This window comes from Kovacikia sp. CALU 1929 (genome assembly GCF_056784235.1).
The window spans coordinates 70901-94355 of record NZ_JBXBCF010000056.1; the positions used below are offsets into that span (position 1 = coordinate 70901).

Sequence of the window (23455 nt, forward strand, 5' to 3'; positions counted from 1 at the left end):
AAGAGTTGAGAGAGTTTTGAATTTTGAATGTAAATGGGGATGGGGAGAGAGGGGGGAATTAAGATAAGCATTTTGAGTTTAATAGATGACCATTATTTGGTGGAAGATGGAGTTGAGAGACTACCGACTCCTGGCGAATACTTACCTCCCACCCCCTCATTTCTCACTCCTCACCCCTCACTCCTCACTTCCTTACTGACACCTAAGTCAGCATCGACAACATCCCCTCTGGGCGCACAGTCAACAGGGGACGACGCTGTAAGTTTTCCTGGGACACAATGGCGTTGCTAGCAAGCAAGCCGCTGCTGATGGCACGTTCCATTAGCCCGCAGGGGAAGGGCATCTTAACCCAGTCTCCGGCAAAGAAGAGGTTGGGGACTGGGGTTTCTGTGGAGGGGCGATCGCGATCGCTACCGGGGGGATAACCGGAAAAGTTCTTCTGGTTGACCAGTTCCCGGTGTAGCAGGGTCGCTTCTTTCAGATCTGGCACAATCTCATATAGTTCCTGCTCAAAAGTGGTCAGAAGTGCTTCCTGAGTTGGGAATTCTTTTTCCTTATAGCAGTAAGCATGGAGTTCAACCACGCTGCCGCCTGTCTTTTTCGCCCAGGCGATGTAATCATCCTGAATCCGGTGGTAGAGGGTAATGCTGTCGGTGAGACGGTAGCCAGACAGGGAAGTGAACCAGCTTTGTTCCCATTCAAAGTCGCGATCGAACCAGAAGCGGCAAACGGCAAAGGGATCGGCGATCGCTAATTGCTCTACCTGCTGCCTGACTTGCGGGTAAACCTCGCCAGTCATATCGGCAAATAGTCGGCGCATGCCGACAACATCCGCCGCAAACACATAGTAGTCTGCTGTCAAGGTTTCCACGGTCGTTGGGGCCGATTCTGGCTTGACGGCTAGTAGTTGCAGTCGGTTGTCCTCCCGGTTGAGAACTTTGTAACGGTCGAGATCCCGTTGGGCAGGTCCCCGGACAACCCGACCATCTTTGTCAAACACGGCACCATGACAGGGGCAATGAAATTCCCCATTTGCCTCCGGCTTGACTGTACAGCCCTGGTGGGTGCAGGTGAGCGAAAGCACCTGATCATTTCCCCCGTTTGTGGCATAGACTTCATCCCCACCCCCATAGAATTGCAGGCTACCCAACTGTTGGTTTAGCACCGGATTGGAATCCACCCAGAAGGGGACCAGGTTGTGGGTGCTGCCAGTCTGGTAAGTCAGAGAAGCAATTTGCCCATTGTCCCAATGGATGTTGCTGATGGTCGCCTCGGTGATGATTTTGCCGTCGTTATCCAGAATGGATTGGGCGATCGGTTGCACCAGACTGGTTCCCATATCCTGTCGAGTACCGTTGAATGCCAGCCCCTCTGGATTGCCGAAGAAATAGAAGTGAAAGAACTGCATCAGTTCTCCTGCACTGAGAACATCTGGCGCATTCAGGCTGGACTTAGCAAAGGGCAAAAAGTAGAGGTCATAAAGTCCCCGGGGAAAGTCACGTTGTACCCATTCGGTGACGGAAATGTCGTCCAGGCGTTTGAAAGTACTTTGAGGATTAAACCCTGTGATCTCCCGAAAGACCTGCCAGTGTTCGTATTTGGTCAGGTTTAAGCCCCAGCGCAGACGATTGTTAGAAGAAATTGCCAGATCGACAATGTTCCACGGAAAGGATGAATGGCTGGGACGAAACACTTCGGGCTTGTAGCGATCGCCCTTATAAACCACCGAGTAGAAGTTAAGGGACTTAAAGTTTTGATTGATCTTCAGTTCATCCACCAGACTCCAGAGGTTGTAATACTGGGGAAAGAAGCCATGAAAGCCATGCTCCATCATAAATGGATGCCCGTTGACCTGAATCGACCAACTGGCAATTTTCCCCCCCAACTGGGGTGCCCGCTCCAGCAAGGTGACACTGAACCCCCGCTGGCTCAGTTCATAGGCACAGGCAAGCCCCGCCAGCCCACCGCCCACCACCACGACCCGCCGAGGTTTGCTCAGATGGTAGGGTAGCGTCAGAGAATCTTTTTGAAAGACAGCGGGTTGAGGTTTAGAAAATCGGGAGTAACCAAGCATTCCTCCCACTGCCCCAACCCCGAATAACTTGAGAATGGTTCGTCGAGAAAAGGGATGCTGAACAGGAAAATCAAATAGCCGAGTCATGCAGTCTCTGGTTCTGGTAATCTGTCAAATTTCTAGTCTGTCAAGTTTTACTGACGGGTACAGGAGTTTGTAAGAATTATCTTTTTGAAGATTTTTACAAAAATTCTTGACAGACCACCCGGTCAGGCAAGAGATACATAATGTACCAGTGTTTTCTGGAAAAGTGCCAAAAATGCCTATGAAATACTGGAATGAAACCTTAGCGATCGCCCGCCGCATTTTAACCGAACTGGGACGACGGCGACGCAGCCTGGTTTTTTGGACAATCTTTCCAGTGGCGATATTACTGCTGAATGGGGTGATTTATGCCGAACGGGCAAAGGAAAATTTGTCCTTTCAGGAAGCGTTTGAACGGGCAGCCCCAGCAACCCTGGTCGGGGCAGCGCTGTTCTTTAGTTGCCTGGGCGGCAGTGTGGCAACGGTCGTCTCTGAGCGGGAGCATCGCACCCTACGGCGACTATTCCTTTCTCCCCTGAGCGGCACCTCCTACTTTCTGGGAATCTTTTTGGCACATGCAGTAATCGCCATCGGACAAACAATCCTGATTGGGGCGATCGCCGCGGCAATGGGTGCCCAATTTCGCGGCTCCTGGCTTCTGGGTGGGAGCATTATCTTGCTGAGTATTCTGTCCTACGTTGGTGTCGGCTTTATTCTGGGTACCCAGTTTGCTCGCCGGACTGAAGATGTGAATGCCCTGGTGGCAACCTTTGGTGTACCACTGCTGATTCTGGGCGGAGCCTTTGTACCTGCCTTTATTTTTCCTGAAGTATTGCTGGATATCGCCCGTTACAACCCCATTTACCACATGAATGAAGCCCTAACCCAGGTGGTGGCTGACGGGAACGGGTTAGAGGAAATTGCTATCCACTTCTGGTTTCTAGTGGTGTTTTCCTTGGTGATGGTGATTCTGGGCTGGCTCTCTTACCGTCGCATGTTGCAGGTAGAACGACGACTTTGAGGACAGAGGAGATTCGTGATCTCTGACGCTCAGACCTCTGAGGTTTTCAAAAACCTCAGAGGTCTTGGGTGGTTTGAAATTTGAATTGGCTAAAGCCTGATTCAAGCAGAAACCTTGACTAAAATCCCCAGAATCTTCAAGATTCCGGGGGTATAAAAACCGTTTTAGCAAGGGGGTTAGAGGAGAGGGAACGATACCCGATACCCAGTACCCGGCACCCGCATCCGCTACCTGGAATTCCAGCCACCCCATTTGAGAAGCGTTATAAACCCAGTTCAAGCTTTTTTGTTCTGGCGACGGCGGACAGCCGCCATGCCAAGACCGGCGATCGCTAAACCCGCCATCGTGGTAGGTTCTGGTACAGCGGCTGCTTCGCCGACCACTTTGAAGTCTGGACCATTGAAAGAGCGGTTACTAGTTAGCTGAATGCTTTGAATGGGACCAGAAACTCCCAGATCTGCCAGGCTGACCCCTAAAGAGCCTACGCGCTGGGCACCGCTAATTTCAGTGGTATCAATGCTGAAGCCTGCCCATTGCCATTTGCTGCTGTCCAACACCAGCAGATTACCAATCAGGTTGTCGCTGCCGTCCAGTGCCTGGATCCCAAGTCTGCTGTTCATCCCCCTTTCCCAGAAGAACAGGTTGGAAACTGCTTGCTCAAAGGAAACATTGATTTTGAAGGAGCCTGTATCTTCGGTATCAATAATATTGTTCAGGTTCAAGTTACCCAAACTAGCTGCGACACTGGCATTCGTTGCGGCTTCCAGTTTGATACCAGAGGCATTATCGCCCCGATCAGCGCTGGCAGCACCTGTGTTCCCTCCTGTCCAGGAATCGTTGTTGATAATGGTAGCCTTATTGACCAGAGAAAAACTATTAACCGCTGTCCCATTGCCCAGGGTAACGGATTGAAGAAAAATGTCTCCCTTAGGATCAGTGCTGCCAGGAGCAAGGTTGGTTGTAAACGAAAAAGCGTAGGCAGATGTACTAGAAAACGCTAACCCAACAGTTAAAAGTCCAAAAGTGGACAAAAAATATTTCAGGTTCATAGTTTCAAAGGGAATGGTAATGTTGCCTGATTTCACAATTAGCCATTTAGGGTTCAAGTCAGCTTGAGAGGAAGCCAGCTTGAGAAAGACTTTCTGCTCTGGTGTTGCTAAACGGTTGGGGGTGTTCTCAGTATTCCCAGTCCCTTTTTTGGGATTTTATGATCTGGTATTTTTTGTACTCCCTTTATAAAAATAGAATTTATATCGGTATTTAGATAAAGAACGCCCCTAGCCAATCGCTAGAAGCGTTCATTCACATCGGTGTATCCCGGTAATATTTCCTAGATCCAGAAACCTATGGTCTGAATTTTTACCCAAACCTGAGGAGGGTACTGGTTAATGACTGTGGTCACTATTGGTCCACTTTCCTACTCATCTTCGGCAAACACGTACTTGTAAAGATCTTCAGCCTTAGGTTCCGGGCTTTCCAGGGCAAACTTCACTGACTCTTCCACCTCTGCCTGGATCTTTTTCTCAATCTCTTTCAGTTCCTGCTGGGATGCCAGATTTTGCTCCAGCAGGTAAGCCGCGAACTTCTTAATCGGGTCACGGGCTAACCAGGCTTCCTTTTCAGCCTTCGATCGCAGTTCGTCTGGGTCTGCCAGGGAATGCCCCCGAAAACGGTAGGTGAGGCATTCAATCAACGTGGGACCTTCACCCGCACGGGCACGGGCGACCGCCTCCTGTGCCACCGCCCGTACTGCCAGCACATCCATCCCATCAACTTCGACACCGGGCATACCAAACACACTGGCTTTCTTGTAAATCTCTGGTTGGGAAGTTGCCCGCTCATGCGCCATGCCGATCGCCCATTTGTTATTTTCCACCACAAACAGGATGGGCAAATTCCACAAAGCCGCCATATTCAAGCATTCAAAAAACTGACCGTTGTTGGTTGTTCCGTCTCCAAAAAAGGCGGCGGTCACCTGATCGGCAGTCTCATCTCCCATCACTTCCCGGCGGTACTTGGACTGAAAGGCGGCTCCTGTGGCAACCGGAATCCCTTCCCCAATGAAAGCGTAGCCCCCCAGCAGACCATGCTCTGCCGAAAACAGGTGCATGGAACCACCCCGACCCTTACTACAGCCGGTTTCCTTGCCGAACAATTCTGCCATCACATTACGGGCAGGCACTCCAGCACTGAGGGCATGGACGTGATCCCGGTAGGTGCTACAGACATAGTCTTCGCCGGGGCGCATTGCCTGAATAACGCCAGTGGAGACGGCTTCCTGCCCGTTGTAAAGGTGGACAAAACCAAACATTTTGCCCCGGTAATACATTTCAGCGCACTTATCTTCAAAAAAGCGCCCCAGCACCATATCTTCGTACAGTCGTAGCCCCTCTTCGCGGGTGACTTGAGCAGTTGATGTCTGAAATTTCGGGAGTGCTCTTTCTTGAACCATTGACTTGTCCTGGGTTACAACGTTTTAACGGATTACTCTCTGGCAAATTTGATCTACAAAATCTGAGATCTATCTAGAATTAATGTTACTTCCTGGTTGTTTTTGAATATCCTGGGGTAAACTGCCACATTGGCGGAAGCCGGTTATCGTGGTTGCATTTTACAGACCGTTGACCGTTCCATTAGCTTAACTTTACTGCTTAGTGCTGGGGAAGTGTACTGTGCGTATCCCGCTTGATTACTACCGGATATTGGGTTTGCCGATTCAGGCTACGACTGAACAGTTGCGACAGGCGCATCGCGATCGCACCTTACAGTTACCCCGGCGAGAATATTCGGATGCGGCAATTGCTTCGCGTAAGAAATTGCTAGACGAAGCCTATGAAATTCTCTCCGATGGGCAACGGCGGCAAGCCTATGACGCTCACTTTCTTGCCAAAACCTACGAACTTGAACCCGAATTAGAACCTCCCAGTGGGGCATCGGCGGCGGTCGATGGTGGGTCCGATGCCCATACCCCTAACATTGAGATTCACTCCGACCAATTCGTCGGTGCCTTGCTGATTTTGCAAGATTTGGGTGAATATGAGCTGGTGCTGAAGCTAGGTCGCCCCTTTTTAACGGGTGGTACTGCCAGCCTCAAGGGTGGAGAATATGGCGATCCCACCATCGTCTACTCGGATATTGTGCTGACCGTTGCCCTTGCCTGCCTCGAATTAGGGCGAGAGCAATGGCAGCAGGGACAATATGAAAATGCCGCAGAAGCCCTGGAAACAGGTCAGCAGCTACTTTTGCGCGAAGGGCTGTTTGCCGGAGTCCGCGGTGAGATCCAGACAGACCTGTATAAGCTCCGTCCCTACCGGGTGCTGGAACTGCTGGCACTGCCTGACAATCAAACCGAAGAGCGTTATCGGGGAATGCAGTTGCTTCAAGACATGCTGCATGAGCGGGATGGAATTGATGGATCCGGGGATGACCAATCTGGGTTAAATATTGATGACTTTTTGCGGTTCATTCAGCAGTTGCGCGGTTATTTAACTGCACCAGAACAGCAGGTGTTGTTTGAACAAGAAGCCCAACGTCCCTCAGCCGTCGCCACTTACCTGGCTGTCTATGCCCTCCTGGCAAGGGGATTTGCCGATTGCCAGCCGGTGCTGGTGCGGCGAGCAAAAATGTTGTTGATGCGTCTTAGTAACCGACAGGATGTGCATCTGGAGCAGGCAGTTTGTGCCTTGCTATTGGGGCAAACTGAAGAAGCCAGTCGTGCCCTGGAACTGAGCCAGGAGTACGGACCGATCGCCTTTATTCGGGAACATTCTCAAACTTCACCTGATCTGCTGCCCGGTCTTTGTCTCTATGCTGAACGCTGGCTTCAGGACGAGGTTTTTCCCCACTTCCGCGACCTGGCACGGCAACAGGCATCGCTGAAAGAGTATTTTGCAGACCCGCAGGTGCAGTCCTATCTGGAAGAATTGCCCAATGAGGTAGAAACAACCAGTGAATGGATGACGGAGCGATCGCCGTATTCGCCCGTTGCTTCAGCCCCAGCGGTTGCCAGCCCTGCTTTTGCTGGTGGGCGTACCAGCCCGGAGGCACCGGCGCAGGTAGAGCCAGTGCTGGCGCGAGGGGAGCAATCCCTGGGGGGGCGGCCCTCCGATGAGGCTTTGATTGAAGCTGCCCGTCACCGTATTGCTGCCCGTACTGGTACGGCAACCCTGGTAGGCGATCGCCCCTCCGGCGAAGTGCCCACAATGGTTGCGGCTGAACGGGTAGGGCAATCCCCCAATCCCAGTCGAACTGCCTCCGCCCGTCCCAGTGGTGATCGCCCACGGGGAGAACGCCCACGGGGCAGCAGCGGTGGGCGACCGGGCGGCACCGCCACCGCCCCTCGACGGAGCGGCGGGGATTCTCTGGAGGAGCGGGGGCGATCGCGCAGTGCCAGCCCCAAGACCAATGGACCGCTACGCTATCTACCCTATGCCGCCGTTATCATCGGCATGATTGGCTTGGGCTTCCTGATTGCCTGGCTAATCAAAACCCTGCAAGTATCAGGGGCAAACCAGAGTCAGCAAGTAGTTGAAGAGCAGCCAATGCTGGAGTTAGACAAGCCTCTGGTAACGCTAATTGAATCGCCAACAGATGCCCTATCCGAAGCCACCTTGACCACTGAATCAGCTCAACAGCTAATTGAAGTCTGGTTGAATGCCAAAGCAGCGGCGATGGGTCCTGACCACGCTACTGAAAAACTTAGCCAGATCCTCACAGGTCCCAAGTTGGCTGAGTGGCAGGGAGCAGCAGAAGCCGAGAAGCAGTCTGGCAATTATCGGAAGTACACCCACAAGGTCAAGATTGCGGAGGTTGAGCAGAGTCAGGAAGCTCCTGATACTGCAAAAATCACGGCTGAAGTTAGTGAAGCGACTGAGTTTTACAAAGGAGATCAGTTAGATGATTCCCGCTCCGATCCTCAACTGCGAGTTCAGTACGATTTGGCACGGGTTGAAAACCAGTGGCGGATTCAAAACTGGCAGGTAATTCAGTAAACATGACTGTTGAGCATTCTTGAGCTTGCATAAAAATGTAGGGGTGGACAGTATCAAGACATACTGAACCATCCATTAGTGATAGGATCAGCCTGGATAGACAGGAATTCCCTTTATGCCACTCACCTTACCGATGGACTCCCCTAAGAGTCAGTCAAGTCTTAAGATTGGTCGTGTGTTAGTTGTTGAAGACGAAGAGCTAATTTGTGAGACGATCGCCCTGGCACTAGCGGAAGAAGGTTATGAGGTATTAACAGCCGAAGATGGGCGCACCGCGTTGGATTTGATTCATCAGACCGACGAAGTCATCCCCAATTATTCAACCCGCTCATCATTGACGGGGGTTCGGCAACCTCAGAGCCAACCTTTTGATCTGATCATCCTCGACCTGATGCTGCCCTATATCAATGGGCTTGATCTGTGTCGCCTGATCCGGCGTGAAGGAAACAGTGTTCCTGTTTTGATGCTGAGTGCCAAGGGGAGTGAGACTGACCGTGTGGTGGGCTTAGAGGTAGGCGCAGACGATTATTTAACCAAGCCATTTGGCATGAGAGAACTGATTGCTCGCTGCCGTGCCCTGTTGCGTCGCTATCACCATCTTCAGATTGAACCAGAGCAGCCCTCCCTCAAGTTTCGGGATATTACCCTTTATCCCCAGGAGTGCCGGGTGATTGTCAGGGGTGAGGAGATAAATTTTTCTCCTAAAGAGTTTAAGATTCTAGAACTGTTCATGAGTTATCCCCGTCGAGTCTGGTCACGGGAACAATTGTTAGAGCGCATTTGGGGACCTGATTTTATTGGAGACAGCAAAACAGTCGATGTTCATATTCGCTGGTTGCGCGAAAAGTTTGAAATGGATCCCAGCAACCCAGAATACCTGGTCACAGTGCGGGGATTTGGCTATCGGTTTGGTTAACTGATCACTTCGGGCTACATGCCGATCGCGTGACACTGATGCCAGAAAACCTTTTCGATTTTTTGTGTTTTTTAGTTGGGCTATCGGTTGGGCTACTGTTTCTAGCCTGGTATCACAATCGCATCACTTTTAAATTGAAGCGTCTGGTTCAGTTTCTGCAACCGGACGCGCTCAACTGGTCTTTTTCTTCAACTTCCAGGTTAATGCGGGCGATCGCTGCCCATAGCCAAGAACATCAAGATTTGATCGCAAACCTGGAAGTCTGGAAACAGATTTGTCAGCGCCTACCCGTTGGATTTCTCACCGTAGACCAGGATAATCAGATCCTCTGGTGTAACTCCAGAGCCTGTGAGATGCTTTGCATTCAGGCTTCTCAATTGCCAAGCCAGCCTCGCCTGTTGCTAGAGGTCGTGCGTTCCTATGAACTAGACCAGCTAATAGAACAGACCCGGTTAGCGGGCAAACCCTGCCAACAGGACTGGACGTTCCATCCAACCAATGCCGATCCATCAGTCATTTCTCAGCAGCAACCCTGTCCGCTGCGCGGGTATGCCATTCCCCTCTCGGATGAACAGGTCGGAGTTTTTCTAGAGAACCGACAGGAAGCAGTCTCCCTCATGCAGCAGCGCGATCGCTGGATCTCGGACGTTGCCCATGAACTTAAAACCCCCCTGACATCCATTCGCCTGGTTGCCGAAACCCTTCAACTGCGGCTGGAACCCCCTCAGCGAGACTGGATCGATCGCCTGCTAAAAGAAACGATTCGGCTCAGTAACCTGGTGCAGGATCTACTCGACCTGAGCCAGTTAGAGGCACGCCCCGCCCCGAAACTACACCTGAGAACGATAGATTTGAATAAACTGATTCACTCAAGCTGGTCGAGTTTGGAGCTATTAGCCAGCCAGAAGCAGATCCAATTCCACTACAACGGACCTGACCAGTTGACCGTTGTAGCGGATGAATCAAAACTACACCGGGCGCTGTTGAACTTGATGGATAACAGTATCAAATACAGCCCCATGCAAGGAGCGATCCGAGTGCAAATTAGCCTCCTGCCTTCTTCTGCCAGCCCCCAACAGATCTGCCTGGAAGTGATTGACTCTGGACCGGGTTTCCCAGAGAGTGCGCTGCCCCACCTATTTGAGCGGTTTTACCGGGCAGACCCTTCTCGCACACGCAGCAATCTAGGGGTAAAGGCAATCGCAGACAGCTTCACACCTCCCAGCGATCGCCCTTCCAGAGGGTTAGGCAATGGCAAAAATTCTTCCCCTGTCAGCGGTGGAAGTGGATTAGGATTGGCAATTGTGCGCCAAATTGTGGAGGCACATGGGGGATTAATTAAGGCTAGTAACCATCCGGAGACCCACGGAGCTTGGCTGCAAATGTTCTTGCCCTACAATAGACAAGACCTTTAAATCTTTCTTAAACCTCATCCAAGGTGAGCACTGGAGATTTTCTCAGGAAAAACTATAGGTCTCTAAGTTGGTGAGGTTTAAAACCTATCCGAATATCTCCTGGGTCGGATGTTGGGCTTTTTGGGCTTTTGCTTTTAAGGCTTTTCCGATAGGCTTTTGGTGTCGTGTGATGGATATTTATGGATGAGCGAATCCAGAAAATTTTATCTCAATGGGGAATCGCCTCTCGCCGGCAGGCGGAACAGATGATCTTGGCAGGACGGGTGCGTTTAAATGGTTCAGTGGTTCAACTGGGACAAAAAGCCAACCCGCTGTTCGATCGGATAGAAGTGGATGGGTTAGAAATTCGGTCGGTGGGTCGTCCTGAGCCAATCTATTTGTTATTAAATAAACCGGCAGGGGTCGTTTCAACCTGCACTGATCCCTGGAATCGAGTTACGGTCGTGGATTTGCTTCCTGCCGAGCTACAAAAGCACCAGGGGATTCATCCGGTCGGTCGGCTAGATGCTGAATCGACTGGAGCGCTGCTGCTGACCAATGATGGGGATCTGACCTTTTATCTCACCCATCCTCGTTACCACATTCCTAAAACCTATGAGGTCTGGGTCCAGGGCTACCCATCAACTATCGTTTTGCAGGCATGGCGGCAGGGGGTGGATTTAGATGGGCAAAAAACCCTGCCCGCAGAAGTCAATGTGATTCAGCAACACCCGGATCACAAAACACAATTGCGAATCATTTTAAGAGAGGGCAGAAATCGGCAGATTCGACGGCTTGCGGAACAATTTGGGCATCCAGTAATTCACTTACATCGAACCGCCATTGGTCCCATTCAGTTGCAATCCCCGGAGTCTTCCCCTCTATCCGAAGGTGCCTATCGTTCACTGAAAGATACTGAGATCGGTTTCTTGAAAGCTCAATTTGACTTAACATCAGAAAGGATGCCTGTGAAGAGGAGTGCCGCTCATGAATGATCCGATTCTCCAACTTAACCGGGAACAGGCAAAAAAGCTCTCAGAGTTGGGCGATCGCTTACATCAGTTACGCCAGAACCAGCAACTATCGCTGGAACAGGTTGCTGAACAGACAATGATTCCAGTCCGGATTCTGGCAGCCATTGAGGCGGGGAATGCGGCTCAATTGCCTGAACCAGTCTACGTTCAAGGATTTATCCGCCGGTTTGCGGATGCTATCGGCTTGAACGGAGCGGACTTTGCAACCGCCTTTCCCACCGAAACCCATATAGATCTTCCTAAAACGTCCTGGAGGGGAACCGTTCAGGCTCAACTGCGCCCGTTACACCTATATGTGCTGTACATGGTGCTGGTCATGGGAGCAGTGGGTGGTCTGTCCTACCTTTTGAACCGGACTACTCCCCAGATGGTCGGCATCACGAGCGGACCCCAATCTTCTCAGTCATCGCCAACGGGGGGATCCGATAGTTCCAAACTGCCTCCGAACACAGCACAGATGGGTCCATTTCTCCCTGCCAAATCAACCGTTCAACCAGCTACGCCTGCTGCTGGCTCCCAAAAGCCTGTGCGAGTTGGCTTGATGTTGACAGCCCAATCCTGGATTCGGGTGGTAGTTGACGGTAAACCGGAGTTTGAAGGAGTTTTGCCGGAAGGTTCTCAACGAACTTGGGCGGCAGATAAGGAACTTACCTTGCGTGCCGGGAATGCCGGGGGAGTGATGATTAGCTTTAATGACGGAACAGCAAAGCCACTAGGTGAAGCCGGTGCGGTAGAAGAAGTGACTTTTGATCTAAAGGCGCAGGCAAGTCTTCCCCTGATCTCCGACGGCGGTATCGGCACTCTTCCCCTCACCGTATCCAATTCAAATTAACTAAATACACATTAGCTAGTCAAAAATTTAACCCAGACCTTATGGTCTGGGTTAGTTTTTTATATGCCAGCCTATTTATCGCATTTGGCTGACGGCTTTTATGGAATTGAGCCAAGCTCATAACTACAGGATAGGAGAACTATACGGAAACCATGATTAATTCTACTATTCTTAAAATTTCATTACTGATGTTTACACGGTTATCAGCTTTAAGCAGGTATCCCTGGCAACAGCCCTAACCCCGTATAGGTACAGTTCCAACAGTAACCTGGGGTTGTGAATGATATAACTCCAGAAACTTACGGAAATTTCTCATTTGCCTGAGTCCGCGCAGGCTGACTTTGCTCGCCTAGTCGCGGTTTTAACCGTCAGGCACTTTTCAAACACTCTCTAAATCTAATTAGGACACAGGGCTATACCCAATCTAGAACTTGTTTCAGCCAGCTCTCAGATAAGCTTCAGTTGAAACCGATAGGATGATTACACATTGAAGGGAAGCAGGCTTGCGGCAACGCCTAGCGTAATCCCCGTGGAATTCTACCTCCCGACTGACTTCACTGGTGAAACTTCAACTCTGGTGAGCCGATTCAATGTTCTATGATTAAGAAAGATGAAGATGTCCCATAAAGTTTTTTAGAGGCAGACCCTATGGTGTTGTTTGGATTTGGTAAAAAACTCACTCTGCCTGCCCCCGGAGAGGCACTGCCCGGTCGTTCAGAATCACTACCCGTACCCGATCGCCACTTTGTGAATGGCAATCCTCTCAAACCGCCCTTCCCAACGGGCATGGAACAGGCAATCTTTGGTCTGGGGTGCTTCTGGGGTGCCGAGCGTAAATTTTGGCAACAGGACGGGGTATTTACAACTGCGGTTGGCTATGCGGCTGGGGTGACACCCAACCCAACCTATCAGGAAGTTTGCAGCGGCATGACGGGTCACAATGAAGTAGTGCTGGTTGTTTTCGATCCCAAAGTCATCAGCTATGAAGCATTGCTAAAAGTCTTCTGGGAGAGCCACAACCCAACCCAGGGAATGCGTCAGGGGAACGATACGGGCACCCAATACCGTTCTGGAATTTACGTCTATTCCGACGCTCAACGACAGTTGGCAGAAACTTCACGGGATGCCTACCAGAAGGCTCTCAGCAAAGCCGGATACGGTGAGATCACGACCGAAATTCTGGATGCCCCTGAGTTTTACTATGCAGAGGGTTACCATCAGCAATACCTGGCTAAAAACCCGAATGGCTACTGCGGTTTAGGGGGAACCAATGTGTCTTGCCCGGTAGGAGTTGGGGGCGGAGTTGAAAGTTGAGAATTGAAAGATGAAAGTTGGGAGTGAAGGAGAATGGTGAAGGATGTACCCAGAAGAAAGGAATCCTTTTAGCTTTTAACTTTACAATTCTCAACTCCTCACTCTTCACTCCTCACTTCCCCCGCCTCTCTCCCCTCCTCAACCGCTTTCACCCATACTTGCATATCTGTCAATTGAAGTGGACCAAATTGGGTGGAGAGGGCGACATCGGCGGCATCGCGACCGTAGGCGATCGCAATTCGGTTGCCACGCGGTTTTGGCTGGGTGGCATCGAAGGTGTACCAGCGATCGCCTACGAATGCCTCAAACCAGGCGTGCAGATCCATTGGTTCAAGCTGGTACAGGTAGCCAACAACCATGCGGGCTGGAATGCTGAGGCTGCGGCAGAGCGCAACACCCAAATGGGTAAAGTCACGGCAAACACCAACTTGAGACTTGGCGGTATCCAGGGCTGAGGTTGATGCATCACTGGTGCCATAGCAGTATTCCACATTGGTTTGAATCCAGTGGCGAATGGCTTCTACCTGGTCGTAACCAGGGGTGCTGTTGGCAGTAATTTCGCTGGCAAGATGCCCCAGTTGGTCTGACTGGCAGTAGCGACTGGGCAGGAGAAATTGAATCGTACTTTCAGGCAGATTTTGCACCGGAACAAAAGGGGCACCTGCACAGGTATCAATCTCATCCGCTGTTTCCACACAGGCAGTTGTAAAAATCTGAAATTCTCCTGGAGGTGCGATTAGCCGCTGGCACAAATTGCCGTAGCTATCGGTGTACTCTACAACGGGAACTTCCGGCTTAAGAATATACTCTTCCCGGAGTATCCACTGTCCCAGTCCGCTCCTGGGTCTGAGCATAAGAATCAGCGGAGTGGGGGTATTTCCTTCAAAGGAAAGCTGACATCCTGCATCTAATCGCATGGATTAATCTCTACTAGGCTCTTGACTTTAATGTAATCGGGGTTTGAGTATCATCCGAACAGAAACTTACGCTAAGCAGTGTACCAGTTGAACTCACTGAAAACTAGGAGCCTGAAACCCTTGCTGCTTCGTTCACGATTTCTGTACCAAATAACTTAGAGGCTAATTGGTACGTCTCATTGAGACTGAAAAGTACTTTTTGGAATCCCTGCTACTAAAGCGTTTTAGCCTTAGCGTAACTTCCTATGCCATTGCTACTCAACCCTCTAGTAGAGCTTGGCGTAAATTTGTCTACCATCCCTAACACCTAATACCTCTAGAATGGTCGCTAAACTTACGCCCCAGTCTACTAGCCATATTAGTTACTTAACCACACTTTGCACAGGCAATCGCCTCATTGCGAAATTCACGGGGCATTCCATTGGTATGTTCCAGCACGGTGTAGATTTCCCAAGACGCACCATCAGGATCTGTTACCCAGGCTTTGTCTTGTAAGGCATAGCAGCAATCTACCTTGTCTTCCTGGAACGGAATCAACCCTGCCTGCTGAAGGCGATCGCTGGCAACCTTAACCTCAACGGCTGTTTCGACTTCAACCCCCAGGTGATTGAGCGTTCCTGCCTTCTTAGCATTCTCAATCAACACCAATTTCAGGGGTGGCTCTGCGATCGCAAAGTTCGCGTAACCAGGGCGGCGTTTGGCGGGTTCCGTCGCAAACACCTTGCGATAAAACTCGACTGCTTCGTCTACGTTACTGACATTCAGCGCCAATTGAACTCGTGACATGGGTAAATCTCCTTATATTGACACACATCGATATTGATGCATATCAATATATTGCCAAGCCATATTGATGGATGTCAATATAGAAAGCATGAAGATATCTAAACCTTTTTCCAACTGCTGCACGCCTCTACTCTCTGGTCATCTCAACCACGAGGATGCCGCACAGCTTGCCGTGCTTTTTCGGGCACTGGGTGAACCCGCTCGCTTGCAGGTTTTAAGCCTGATTGCCGCCCAACCAACGGGCGAAGCCTGTGTCTGTGAATTAACAGAACCGTTAGGTCTGTCGCAGCCTACAGTGAGTCACCACCTCAAAGTGATGTATGAAGCAGGTCTATTACAAAAAGAGCGGCGTGGCACCTGGATTTATTACCGTCTTGTCCCGGAACGGTTGAAGGGCTTGCAGCAAATATTTGCGATGCCGATCAACCGTCCTGAGGGCGTTCCTACTTCCCAGGAATCTAGAAGATAGCTGTAGAAACCATTTGAGGTCTCAGGAAGGAACTGCAACCCACTTCAGCATTAGCCTGACAAGCAGAGCTTGATCTTGATCATTGCATGAGATAGGGTTCGCTCAAAGTTGTTCTCTAGAAACCTGACATCTGGCATCTGCTATATCTATGCTAAGGGCTATCTCTTACACTAAAAGATACGCTCAACACTTACTCCTATGGTCGTCAACTCCCTCCGCTGGACAACTCGAGATCTCGATGCCATGCCTGACGATGGCGGTTGGAAGCGCTATGAAATCATTAATGGAGAATTGTTTTTGACCCGCGCCCCCCACATTCGCCATCAAGATGTAGGTGGAAACATCTATTTTGAACTTGGAAGTTGGTCTAGACAAACCCAGCTTGGTAAACCTTTCCAAACTCCAGGGGTTGTTTTTACCCCCACCGATGCAGTCATTCCCGATGTTGTCTGGATTAGTCGAGAACGCTTTGCCAACGGCATTGATCAATCAGGCCACCTGACCGTTGCCCCAGAACTGATGGTCGAAGTCCTCTCCCCTGGCGAACTCAACGAACAACGGGATAAGGAAGTCAAACTCAAACTTTACTCCCTGCATGGGGTGCAGGAATATTGGATTGTTAATTGGCAACTGAAAACGCTAGAGATTTATCGCCGCTCCGATGCCCAACTTCATCTCGTTGCGACTCTCCTCGAAGGCGATACGCTTAAGTCACCTCTACTGCCGGGATTTAGCACACCTGTTAGTCAGATTTTTCTATAGGCGTGCCTCGTTGAATCCATCGCAATTCTCGCTTCAATGAAGGGCATTTTGTGGAGACAGAGAATGGCTAAACAATATTTGTTATAAAAGATACAGACTCCTTCAAAGGCAGGTAGGCTGTGAAGATCCTGGAGCATACATCACAGAAGTTGGTACTCCATAGCCAACCCTCCCCTTTCCTGGTGGCGTTTATCATCGTTTGGGCATCTGGTTTTACCGGAATTCCGCTCTTTATAGTGCCGTTTTTAGCCGAGTCAGCGGGGATTGAAACCATTACCTGTCAGCGGCACGAGACGGTCAACTGCCAGATAACCAGAACCGCCTACTTTGGGTTGACCAATCGGGAACCTCAAACGATTGACGGAATCGAAAGCGCTGGAGTTGACAAAGATATCAGGCGGGACAGTGGGCGGCGATACCATTACGTTTACCGAGTGTTTGTTCAAACAAGCCAGGGTAAAGTACCCCTGACTCCCTTTCAGAACCACTCGCAAACCTGGCAAGACGTGGCTACCCAAATTAATCTCCTCAAGTCAGGCTCAAGAACGGCTCCTCTGTCCGCTTCCATCGATCACCGATTAGAAAGCCTGGGAGTTTTGCTTTTTTTGAGTGTCTTTGTTGGAATTGGTTTCACGGTTGTGTGGGCAACATTACAAGTGAAAACCTACATCTTTGAAAGGCTTGTAAGGAAATTGACTGTCCATCAATCCACCTTGTTAGGAAAAACGATCAAAAACTACAGGTTTCAAGAAATCAAGGAGGTAGCCATAGAAGAAAGAGTTGGCAGCAAAGGGAGGCGGTTTCACAACCTGATTCTGTCCCTTACGACTGGGAAAAAGTTAATCCTGACTTCTGAAACATCCCCTGGAAATTTGCAAGCGATCGCCGATTCAGTCCGCAAGATACTTGTTTAACGCCAATTCAATGTGAGTTTGCATGTAACAAAGGGCTTAGGTTCCTTGCCTACCAGGCGTTCTTCTGTGCAGCTTCAAAGAGAATAAGATGGGTTTCCATTCTAATCCTGGGGTTCCAAGCTACCTGGTGACAGCTATAAATAAACCTTTAGGTCAAAAGCTAGCGATGTTCAGGACCAGTCAACGACAACGCTAAAGTCCTTGTTTCCTAAAGTCCTTGTTTCATAGACAGTTCAGCAAAATTAAAAACTTGTTTGTAAATACTTTCTAATTCTAACTATTAAATAAAAAGGCTTTTCAAAATGGCAAAACTTGTTTTGATCCGGCATGGACAAAGTATCTGGAATGCCGCCAACAAATTTACCGGATGGGTTGATGTCCCCCTCAGTCATCAAGGCTTAGAAGAGACACAGAAGGCAGCAACTAAGCTGAAATCCTATGTTTTTGACGTGTGTTTTACCAGCTTGTTGATTCGTGCAATTCAAACCGCGCTGATTTGTCTGGTTGAATCGGATGCAGTTTCAATCCACGGAAAATCTCCCGTTATCCATCACAATGCAGACAATCCCGACTGGCATGGCTGGGATAAGCATGAGGGCGAACCAGATGAGGAGATCCCTATCTTTCTATGCCAGTCCTTAGATGAACGGTTTTATGGTGACTTGCAGGGGCTAAACAAGGCAGAAACAGCGAAAAAATATGGAGACGAGCAGGTGATGCTGTGGCGGCGCTCCTATTCGGTTCGTCCACCGGGGGGAGAAAGCCTGGAAGACACGGTCGCTCGTACAGTCCCGTTTTTCCAGAATCGCATTTTGACTCATATCAACACTGGTGAAGATGTTTTGATTTCCGCGCATGGCAACTCCTTGCGCTCCATCATCATGGATCTGGAACACATCAGTCAGGAAGAAATTTCCAACCTGGAGCTGATTACGGGCATCCCAATCGTTTATGAATTTAGCTCTGAAGGTCAAATTATTGGTAAGGAAATTTTAGATGATCAGGTAAACCTCACCAACTTAGAAACCCGTAGTTTTCCCAGAGAAAAATCTCCAGTTCTCAACTTGGATGAGGTTTAGTAGTGATTTCCTGAGCCTATTGCTTTCAAAATTCCTGCTGCCTACTATAGCAGCCCTAATCATTTGTGGAGAGTGAGAGGCTTTATGGGAAAGGGTGCCTGTGGAATCTTTTCTCCACGATCCAAATAGGCTCGCTATACCTCTCACGTACCACCTATCCCCAAACCTTCAACTTTTTGGAACTCCAGCCTCCCTCTTCAATCAAGGGTGGTATGATAACTCACACGCTAGGGGTGCCTGAGATGTTTCATCCAGGCTGAGATTACACCCTTAGAACCTGAGTCCGGGTTATACCGGCGGAGGGAAGCTATCTATACAAAGGAGTCAAATATGCGGACAGAATGGGTCGCTAATCGGCGTGGGCATGACAATGTGTCCCAGATGCACTATGCCCGTCAAGGCATGATCACTGAAGAGATGCAGTATGTGGCTCAACGCGAAAACCTCCCAGCGGAGCTGATTCGGGAAGAGGTGGCGCGGGGTCGGATGATTATTCCAGCCAACATTAATCACCCGAACCTGGAACCAATGGCGATCGGCATTGCCTCTAAGTGCAAAGTCAACGCCAACATTGGCGCATCTCCCAATTCTTCCAACATTCAGGAAGAATTAGACAAACTCAACCTGGCGGTCAAGTACGGTGCAGACACGCTAATGGATTTGTCTACCGGCGGCGGCAATCTGGATGAAATTCGCACGGCGATTATCAATGCGTCTCCCATCCCCATTGGCACGGTGCCTATTTATCAAGCGCTGGAAAGTGTCCACGGCAATATCGAAAGTCTAACACCGGATGATTTTCTGCATGTGATTGAAAAACACGCCCAACAAGGTGTTGATTACATGACCATCCATGCTGGGATTTTGATTGAGTACCTGCCCCTGGTTCGCAATCGATTGACAGGGATTGTTTCCCGTGGCGGTGGTATCATTGCCCGCTGGATGCTGCACCACCACAAACAGAACCCGCTTTACACCCACTTTGGTGACATTATCGAGATCTTCAAAAAGTATGATGTTTCTTTCAGCCTGGGTGACTCTCTCCGTCCCGGTTGCCAGCATGATGCTTCCGACGAAGCCCAACTGGCAGAACTCAAGACCTTGGGACAACTCACCCGCAAAGCCTGGGAACATGACGTGCAGGTGATGGTGGAAGGTCCAGGGCATGTGCCGATGGATCAGATTGAGTTCAATGTCCGTAAACAGATGGAAGAATGCTCCGAGGCTCCTTTTTATGTCCTGGGTCCGCTGGTAACGGACATTGCACCCGGATATGACCACATTACGAGCGCGATCGGAGCGGCAATGGCAGGTTGGTACGGTACAGCCATGCTGTGCTACGTTACCCCGAAAGAACACCTGGGGTTGCCCAATGCTGAGGATGTGCGGAATGGCTTAATTGCTTACAAGATTGCGGCTCATGCCGCAGATATTGCCCGTCATCGTCCCGGAGCACGCGATCGCGACGACGAACTCTCCCGTGCCCGTTACAACTTTGACTGGAATCGCCAGTTTGAGCTTTCCCTCGACCCTGATCGTGCCCGCGAGTACCACGATGAAACGCTCCCGGCAGATATCTACAAGACGGCTGAGTTTTGCTCAATGTGTGGTCCTAAGTTCTGCCCCATGCAAACCAAAGTCGATGCGGATGCCCTGACGGAACTGGAAAAGTTCTTAGCCAAAGAGAAAGTTGCCCAGGTGTGAAGGGTGAAGGGGTGAGGAGTTTTTAAGAGTTGAGAATCGAGAATTCTAGGAGATTTCCTGATAAGAATTGATCTCTAACTACTGCATCCTCAATGCTTACTAACAACTAACCATTAACAACCCCTCTCCCCTCCCTCCTCCCCTCCTTTTCAAGTTTCCCTTGCCCCTCGAATCATCTTCTGGCTATTACGCAGATAGGCGAGGAACAGCAGGATTGAAAATGCCATCACCAGTAAACCCAAAATATTGCTGGAGAAAGTATTGTATAGACCGTGAAGCACCGCTGCGATCGCCAAACCGACGAGAATAATCGTCCATTTTTGCGATCGACTGAAGGTGGATAACCCCAGAAAATAACCTGAAATCCCTGCCCAAATTGCATGGAACAGGGGCAAACAAACGACTCGAATCGTGATCACCAAAAGAAACCCACTAATACTAGGTTCTAACAGTTCTCGATCCATTCCACGCAGGGCGTGAGCAAATCCCTGGCTGAACCCAATCGCGTATTGTAGTGAGTAATTAACTCCTTCAGAAATAGCAAACCCCAACCCTGACATGGCTCCATAAAACGCTGTCGATAGGGGATCCTGGACTTTCCCTGGATTTACCAGAAACAGGTACACAGGCAATGCTTTGATGAACTCTTCCAGGATTCCGACTCCAAATACAAATCCAATTAATGCCGAAATGCCGCCTCTATCAATTCCTTTATAAAGGAAATTGAAGGGTGGAATCGCCTGAAGTAATAGAAGCAGCGGAATCCCAAACACAATCACAAACAAAATGCAGGTCAGTGTTTTGCTCCAGGAGAAAAGATCGGGATTGATAAAGTTACGCAGAACCAATCCCCAGATGCAGGCATAGTAAATCCCCAGCAGCCAAGCCGTGTTCTGTATACCGGTTCCAAACCCTAGCAAACTTACCAGCAGGGGAAACAACCCAAAGAAGAGTAAAAAACGAGCATTTCCGTGGTTATAAAGCTCTGGTTTAAATACTTCCTCGTAGGGCACCACATCCTTAAAGCGAAATTTCCATGAACGATGGCTCATTACTTTGGGCACCTTTTCTCATCTGCCTAAAGTGTAAATTATGTCTGCAAATCTATCTTTAGTCTGAGAGCAACGGCGATATTGGGAACACACCACCACCCTTTCAGACCTCTACCTCTAGATGGTTCTTAGCAATGATCCCCTGACTTAGAGTTGCAAAGATGCCAGGTAAATCGTGTGAGATGCCGATGCAATTTTTTCTTAAAACCCTCATACAGAGTGTTTCTAACAGTCTATCCAGGGTGAAAATGCCCCGTTATCCACTCGTCCGCTTTGGGTTGATTAGCTTGCTAACCTTAGCGATCGCCATTGGTTGGGGATCTATCACGCTGGCACAACTGCCCCTTCCCAGTCCTCCCGCCCAGACTTCAACCAGCCCGCCTGCCAGAGTTGAGCGCTATGGGGCAGTTGAAGTGACCGACATTATGTTTGATGGCGAAGCATTATTTAGAATTGCCTCGCCGACTGTGCGCGATCGCACAAACCCCGGCGATCTGATTCCTGTGGAAGAACGGGCAGAGCAAATTCAGGTCAACCTCAACCGGGTGATTGAAGATGACATCAGCTTTTCTCGGGGTGGAATTGTCACAGAAACCACCTACGACCTCAACTCGTTGCAGGTTTACACCTCAACGCTCAACAACGACCAGGTTATTTTTGTTAAAGACAAAAACCATCCTGAACCGCTCAGTATTATTACGGTCACTCAGGCTGATGCTGCATTTTATGGGCAGCCCGTTGAGGAAGTGGCAGGTTTCATGCAAGAGCGAATTAGTACCAGACTGCGAGAGGCATTGGCAGAGCGAACCCAGAAGACTCTGGAGGCGCAGATTGGTAGAGCATTCCCTATTTTCTTAGGGATTGTAGTTACCAGTCTGGTTTTGTCTCTGCTGAAAAAACTTCTCAGGACTAGAGACAGCATCTTACAGCAACAACAACAAGCTGGAGTTGCTGAGGCAAGTCTTCCTCCCGAAACGCCGCCCGATGTTCCCATTTTGGCAGCTCACCGTTTGAGGTTTCAGGAAACGCTAAGACAGCAATTTACCTTTGAACGCCGACGAGGGATGGTTGCGTTCTTTAAATGGCTGGTATTTTGGGGACAAATCGGCGTTTGGGTAGGGGGAACTGGGTTAATTCTGGCGCTTTTTCCCTGGACTCGTCCCCTTTCTAACCAAATTCTCAGCATTCCTTTCAGTTTGCTGATGGTCTGGTTTGTCACTGGATTACTGATTCGGGCTGGCAATATAGCGCTTGACTATCTGGCGAAGGTTTGGGAGCAAGGGAACCTTTTTACCAAAAGGGACGATCACCGGGAATCGCTCAGAATTTCTACTACCATTGGAGCGCTGAAAGGGCTGAAAACATTTGTCGTTTATATTGTTGGAATTACCTGGATTCTAAGTGTAGTTGGGCTTCCCGTTGGTTCTGTGCTGGCGATTGGGGGGATTATTGCCTTCGCTATTTCCCTTGGCTTTCAAAATGTGGTGAGAGATGTAGTAAATGGATTTCTAATTTTGATAGAAGACCAATATGCTGTTGGAGATGTCGTTTCAATTGGGGATGATGCGGGGTTGGTGGAAAACATGAACCTCCGCATTACCCAGCTCCGTGATGCGGAGGGACGATTGATCACCATCCCCAACAGCGCGATTACCCATGTCAGAAATCTGACACGAACCTGGTCCAGGGTTGATTTCTCAATTGAAGTTGCCTACAGCACTGACATTGACTTTGCTTTGGGTATTCTTCGAGACTTGGTGCAGCAAATGTATAACGAGACAGAATGGCGCGATCGCATCATCGGTTCCCCAGAAGTGCTGGGCGTTGATAATCTTTCACACACGGGAATGCTGCTGCGGGTCTGGATCAGAACGAAACCTGCCCAGCAATGGCTGGTTGGGCGCGAATTCCGCCGTCGAGTAAGAGTTGCTTTTGATCAGCATGGAATTGCGATCGGTAAACCCCAGCAGGATGCTTGGTTTAGGGGTGAGGGATTGCCTACTAATGGCTCATCTAACGGTCGAGACAAAGAAAACCTTTTACCTACACCCCAAAGCGAGCATTTGTAATGGCTTCCCCCTTGCTTATAGCTTGTTAAAAAACTACTTAACTGGTTCCTAGTCTCCGAACAGCGAGGCTCTGCCTCTTTGCGAGTGGAGGCAGAGCCTCCGA

General features: G+C 49.8%; 19 protein-coding genes and 1 riboswitch. Of the genes, 13 read left to right on the forward strand and 6 right to left on the reverse strand.

Translation table 11 applies throughout. The annotated features are described in order from the left end of the window. Positions 1-202: 202 nt before the first annotated feature. Entirely contained in the window at positions 203-2161 is a 1959-nt protein-coding gene (locus AC1S52_RS06255) for an FAD-dependent oxidoreductase (protein ID WP_482028152.1), read from the reverse strand. Positions 2162-2333: 172 nt separating this feature from the next. Between AC1S52_RS06255 and AC1S52_RS06260 the strand changes: the two genes are divergently transcribed. Beyond that, positions 2334-3119 carry an ABC transporter permease gene (locus AC1S52_RS06260; protein ID WP_482028153.1) on the forward strand — a complete coding sequence of 262 codons (786 nt, stop codon included), beginning with the start codon at positions 2334-2336 and terminating at the stop codon, positions 3117-3119. Positions 3120-3394: 275 nt separating this feature from the next. Here AC1S52_RS06260 and AC1S52_RS06265 read toward each other — a convergent pair whose 3' ends face one another. Then, the gene (locus tag AC1S52_RS06265) at positions 3395-4168 is read right to left on the reverse strand and encodes an exosortase-dependent surface protein XDP2 (protein ID WP_482028154.1); all 774 of its coding nucleotides are present in this window, start codon (positions 4166-4168) and stop codon (positions 3395-3397) included. Between the two features lie 368 nt (positions 4169-4536). Continuing rightward, positions 4537-5571, reverse strand: coding sequence for a pyruvate dehydrogenase (acetyl-transferring) E1 component subunit alpha (pdhA, locus tag AC1S52_RS06270; protein ID WP_482028155.1), 1035 nt, complete (start codon positions 5569-5571; stop codon positions 4537-4539). Between the two features lie 220 nt (positions 5572-5791). Here pdhA and AC1S52_RS06275 point away from each other — a divergent pair, with 220 nt between their 5' ends. The 6 genes from AC1S52_RS06275 to msrA all read left to right on the forward strand — a co-directional run bounded on the left by AC1S52_RS06275 (position 5792) and on the right by msrA (position 13600). Continuing rightward, complete coding sequence (locus AC1S52_RS06275) at positions 5792-8110, forward strand: IMS domain-containing protein (RefSeq protein WP_482028156.1); 2319 nt, start codon at positions 5792-5794, stop codon at positions 8108-8110. A 115-nt stretch (positions 8111-8225) separates the two neighbouring features. Continuing rightward, the gene (locus AC1S52_RS06280) at positions 8226-9026 is read left to right on the forward strand and encodes a response regulator transcription factor (protein ID WP_482028157.1); all 801 of its coding nucleotides are present in this window, start codon (positions 8226-8228) and stop codon (positions 9024-9026) included. 38 nt (positions 9027-9064) lie between these two features. Next, on the forward strand, positions 9065-10441 hold the full coding sequence (locus AC1S52_RS06285) for an ATP-binding protein (RefSeq protein WP_482028158.1): 1377 nt from the start codon (positions 9065-9067) through the stop codon (positions 10439-10441). 179 nt (positions 10442-10620) lie between these two features. Beyond that, positions 10621-11415: a pseudouridine synthase gene (locus tag AC1S52_RS06290; protein ID WP_482028159.1), complete on the forward strand. Its 795-nt coding sequence runs from the start codon at positions 10621-10623 to the stop codon at positions 11413-11415. Continuing rightward, a complete protein-coding gene (locus AC1S52_RS06295) occupies positions 11408-12286 on the forward strand; it encodes a helix-turn-helix domain-containing protein (protein WP_482028160.1) in 879 nt (292 codons plus the stop codon). The genes AC1S52_RS06290 and AC1S52_RS06295 overlap by 8 nt, the downstream gene beginning before the upstream one ends. Before the next feature lie 648 nt (positions 12287-12934). After that, positions 12935-13600, forward strand: coding sequence for a peptide-methionine (S)-S-oxide reductase MsrA (gene msrA / locus AC1S52_RS06300; protein ID WP_482028161.1), 666 nt, complete (start codon positions 12935-12937; stop codon positions 13598-13600). A gap of 98 nt (positions 13601-13698) precedes the next feature. On the opposite strand, the gene AC1S52_RS06305 is transcribed toward msrA, so the two are convergent. Together AC1S52_RS06305 and AC1S52_RS06310 are read right to left on the reverse strand one after the other, a co-directional pair. Continuing rightward, a complete protein-coding gene (locus tag AC1S52_RS06305; RefSeq protein ID WP_482028162.1) occupies positions 13699-14517 on the reverse strand; it encodes a transglutaminase domain-containing protein in 819 nt (272 codons plus the stop codon). A gap of 366 nt (positions 14518-14883) precedes the next feature. Continuing rightward, positions 14884-15303 carry an ArsI/CadI family heavy metal resistance metalloenzyme gene (locus tag AC1S52_RS06310; RefSeq protein WP_482028163.1) on the reverse strand — a complete coding sequence of 140 codons (420 nt, stop codon included), beginning with the start codon at positions 15301-15303 and terminating at the stop codon, positions 14884-14886. Between the two features lie 88 nt (positions 15304-15391). On the opposite strand from AC1S52_RS06310, the gene AC1S52_RS06315 reads away from it, so the two are divergent. The 5 genes from AC1S52_RS06315 (at position 15392) to thiC (ending at position 20231) form a co-directional block, all read left to right on the forward strand. Continuing rightward, positions 15392-15772 (forward strand): ArsR/SmtB family transcription factor, encoded by a 381-nt coding sequence (locus AC1S52_RS06315; RefSeq protein WP_482028164.1) that lies wholly within the window; start codon positions 15392-15394, stop codon positions 15770-15772. A 198-nt stretch (positions 15773-15970) separates the two neighbouring features. Further along, complete coding sequence (locus AC1S52_RS06320) at positions 15971-16534, forward strand: Uma2 family endonuclease (protein ID WP_482028165.1); 564 nt, start codon at positions 15971-15973, stop codon at positions 16532-16534. 119 nt (positions 16535-16653) lie between these two features. Further along, positions 16654-17448, forward strand: a complete 795-nt coding sequence (locus AC1S52_RS06325) for a hypothetical protein (RefSeq protein ID WP_482028166.1) — start codon at positions 16654-16656, stop codon at positions 17446-17448. Between the two features lie 302 nt (positions 17449-17750). After that, positions 17751-18527 carry a 2,3-bisphosphoglycerate-dependent phosphoglycerate mutase gene (locus AC1S52_RS06330; RefSeq protein WP_482028167.1) on the forward strand — a complete coding sequence of 259 codons (777 nt, stop codon included), beginning with the start codon at positions 17751-17753 and terminating at the stop codon, positions 18525-18527. A gap of 219 nt (positions 18528-18746) precedes the next feature. Next, a riboswitch (TPP riboswitch) is annotated at positions 18747-18849 on the forward strand. Between the two features lie 8 nt (positions 18850-18857). Further along, positions 18858-20231: a phosphomethylpyrimidine synthase gene (thiC, locus tag AC1S52_RS06335; protein WP_482028168.1), complete on the forward strand. Its 1374-nt coding sequence runs from the start codon at positions 18858-18860 to the stop codon at positions 20229-20231. A gap of 149 nt (positions 20232-20380) precedes the next feature. Here the strand turns inward: thiC and AC1S52_RS06340 are convergent, their stop codons facing one another. Then, positions 20381-21283, reverse strand: coding sequence for a PrsW family intramembrane metalloprotease (locus AC1S52_RS06340; RefSeq protein WP_482028169.1), 903 nt, complete (start codon positions 21281-21283; stop codon positions 20381-20383). A 248-nt stretch (positions 21284-21531) separates the two neighbouring features. On the opposite strand from AC1S52_RS06340, the gene AC1S52_RS06345 reads away from it, so the two are divergent. After that, entirely contained in the window at positions 21532-23352 is a 1821-nt protein-coding gene (locus AC1S52_RS06345; protein ID WP_482028170.1) for a mechanosensitive ion channel family protein, read from the forward strand. The last annotated feature ends 103 nt before the right edge of the window (positions 23353-23455 follow it).

Bases quoted from the DNA above. Each gene is read 5' to 3' on its own strand.
- AC1S52_RS06255 (WP_482028152.1), bottom strand. From the start codon at position 2,161: ATGACTCGGCTATTTGATTTTCCTGTTCAGCATCCCTTTTCTCGACGA.
- AC1S52_RS06260 (WP_482028153.1), top strand. From the start codon at position 2,334: ATGCCTATGAAATACTGGAATGAAACCTTAGCGATCGCCCGCCGCATT.
- AC1S52_RS06265 (WP_482028154.1), bottom strand. From the start codon at position 4,168: ATGAACCTGAAATATTTTTTGTCCACTTTTGGACTTTTAACTGTTGGG.
- pdhA (WP_482028155.1), bottom strand. From the start codon at position 5,571: ATGGTTCAAGAAAGAGCACTCCCGAAATTTCAGACATCAACTGCTCAA.
- AC1S52_RS06280 (WP_482028157.1), top strand. From the start codon at position 8,226: ATGCCACTCACCTTACCGATGGACTCCCCTAAGAGTCAGTCAAGTCTT.
- AC1S52_RS06285 (WP_482028158.1), top strand. From the start codon at position 9,065: ATGCCAGAAAACCTTTTCGATTTTTTGTGTTTTTTAGTTGGGCTATCG.
- AC1S52_RS06290 (WP_482028159.1), top strand. From the start codon at position 10,621: ATGGATGAGCGAATCCAGAAAATTTTATCTCAATGGGGAATCGCCTCT.
- AC1S52_RS06295 (WP_482028160.1), top strand. From the start codon at position 11,408: ATGAATGATCCGATTCTCCAACTTAACCGGGAACAGGCAAAAAAGCTC.
- msrA (WP_482028161.1), top strand. From the start codon at position 12,935: ATGGTGTTGTTTGGATTTGGTAAAAAACTCACTCTGCCTGCCCCCGGA.
- AC1S52_RS06305 (WP_482028162.1), bottom strand. From the start codon at position 14,517: ATGCGATTAGATGCAGGATGTCAGCTTTCCTTTGAAGGAAATACCCCC.
- AC1S52_RS06310 (WP_482028163.1), bottom strand. From the start codon at position 15,303: ATGTCACGAGTTCAATTGGCGCTGAATGTCAGTAACGTAGACGAAGCA.
- AC1S52_RS06315 (WP_482028164.1), top strand. From the start codon at position 15,392: ATGAAGATATCTAAACCTTTTTCCAACTGCTGCACGCCTCTACTCTCT.
- AC1S52_RS06320 (WP_482028165.1), top strand. From the start codon at position 15,971: ATGGTCGTCAACTCCCTCCGCTGGACAACTCGAGATCTCGATGCCATG.
- AC1S52_RS06330 (WP_482028167.1), top strand. From the start codon at position 17,751: ATGGCAAAACTTGTTTTGATCCGGCATGGACAAAGTATCTGGAATGCC.
- thiC (WP_482028168.1), top strand. From the start codon at position 18,858: ATGCGGACAGAATGGGTCGCTAATCGGCGTGGGCATGACAATGTGTCC.
- AC1S52_RS06340 (WP_482028169.1), bottom strand. From the start codon at position 21,283: ATGAGCCATCGTTCATGGAAATTTCGCTTTAAGGATGTGGTGCCCTAC.
- AC1S52_RS06345 (WP_482028170.1), top strand. From the start codon at position 21,532: ATGCCCCGTTATCCACTCGTCCGCTTTGGGTTGATTAGCTTGCTAACC.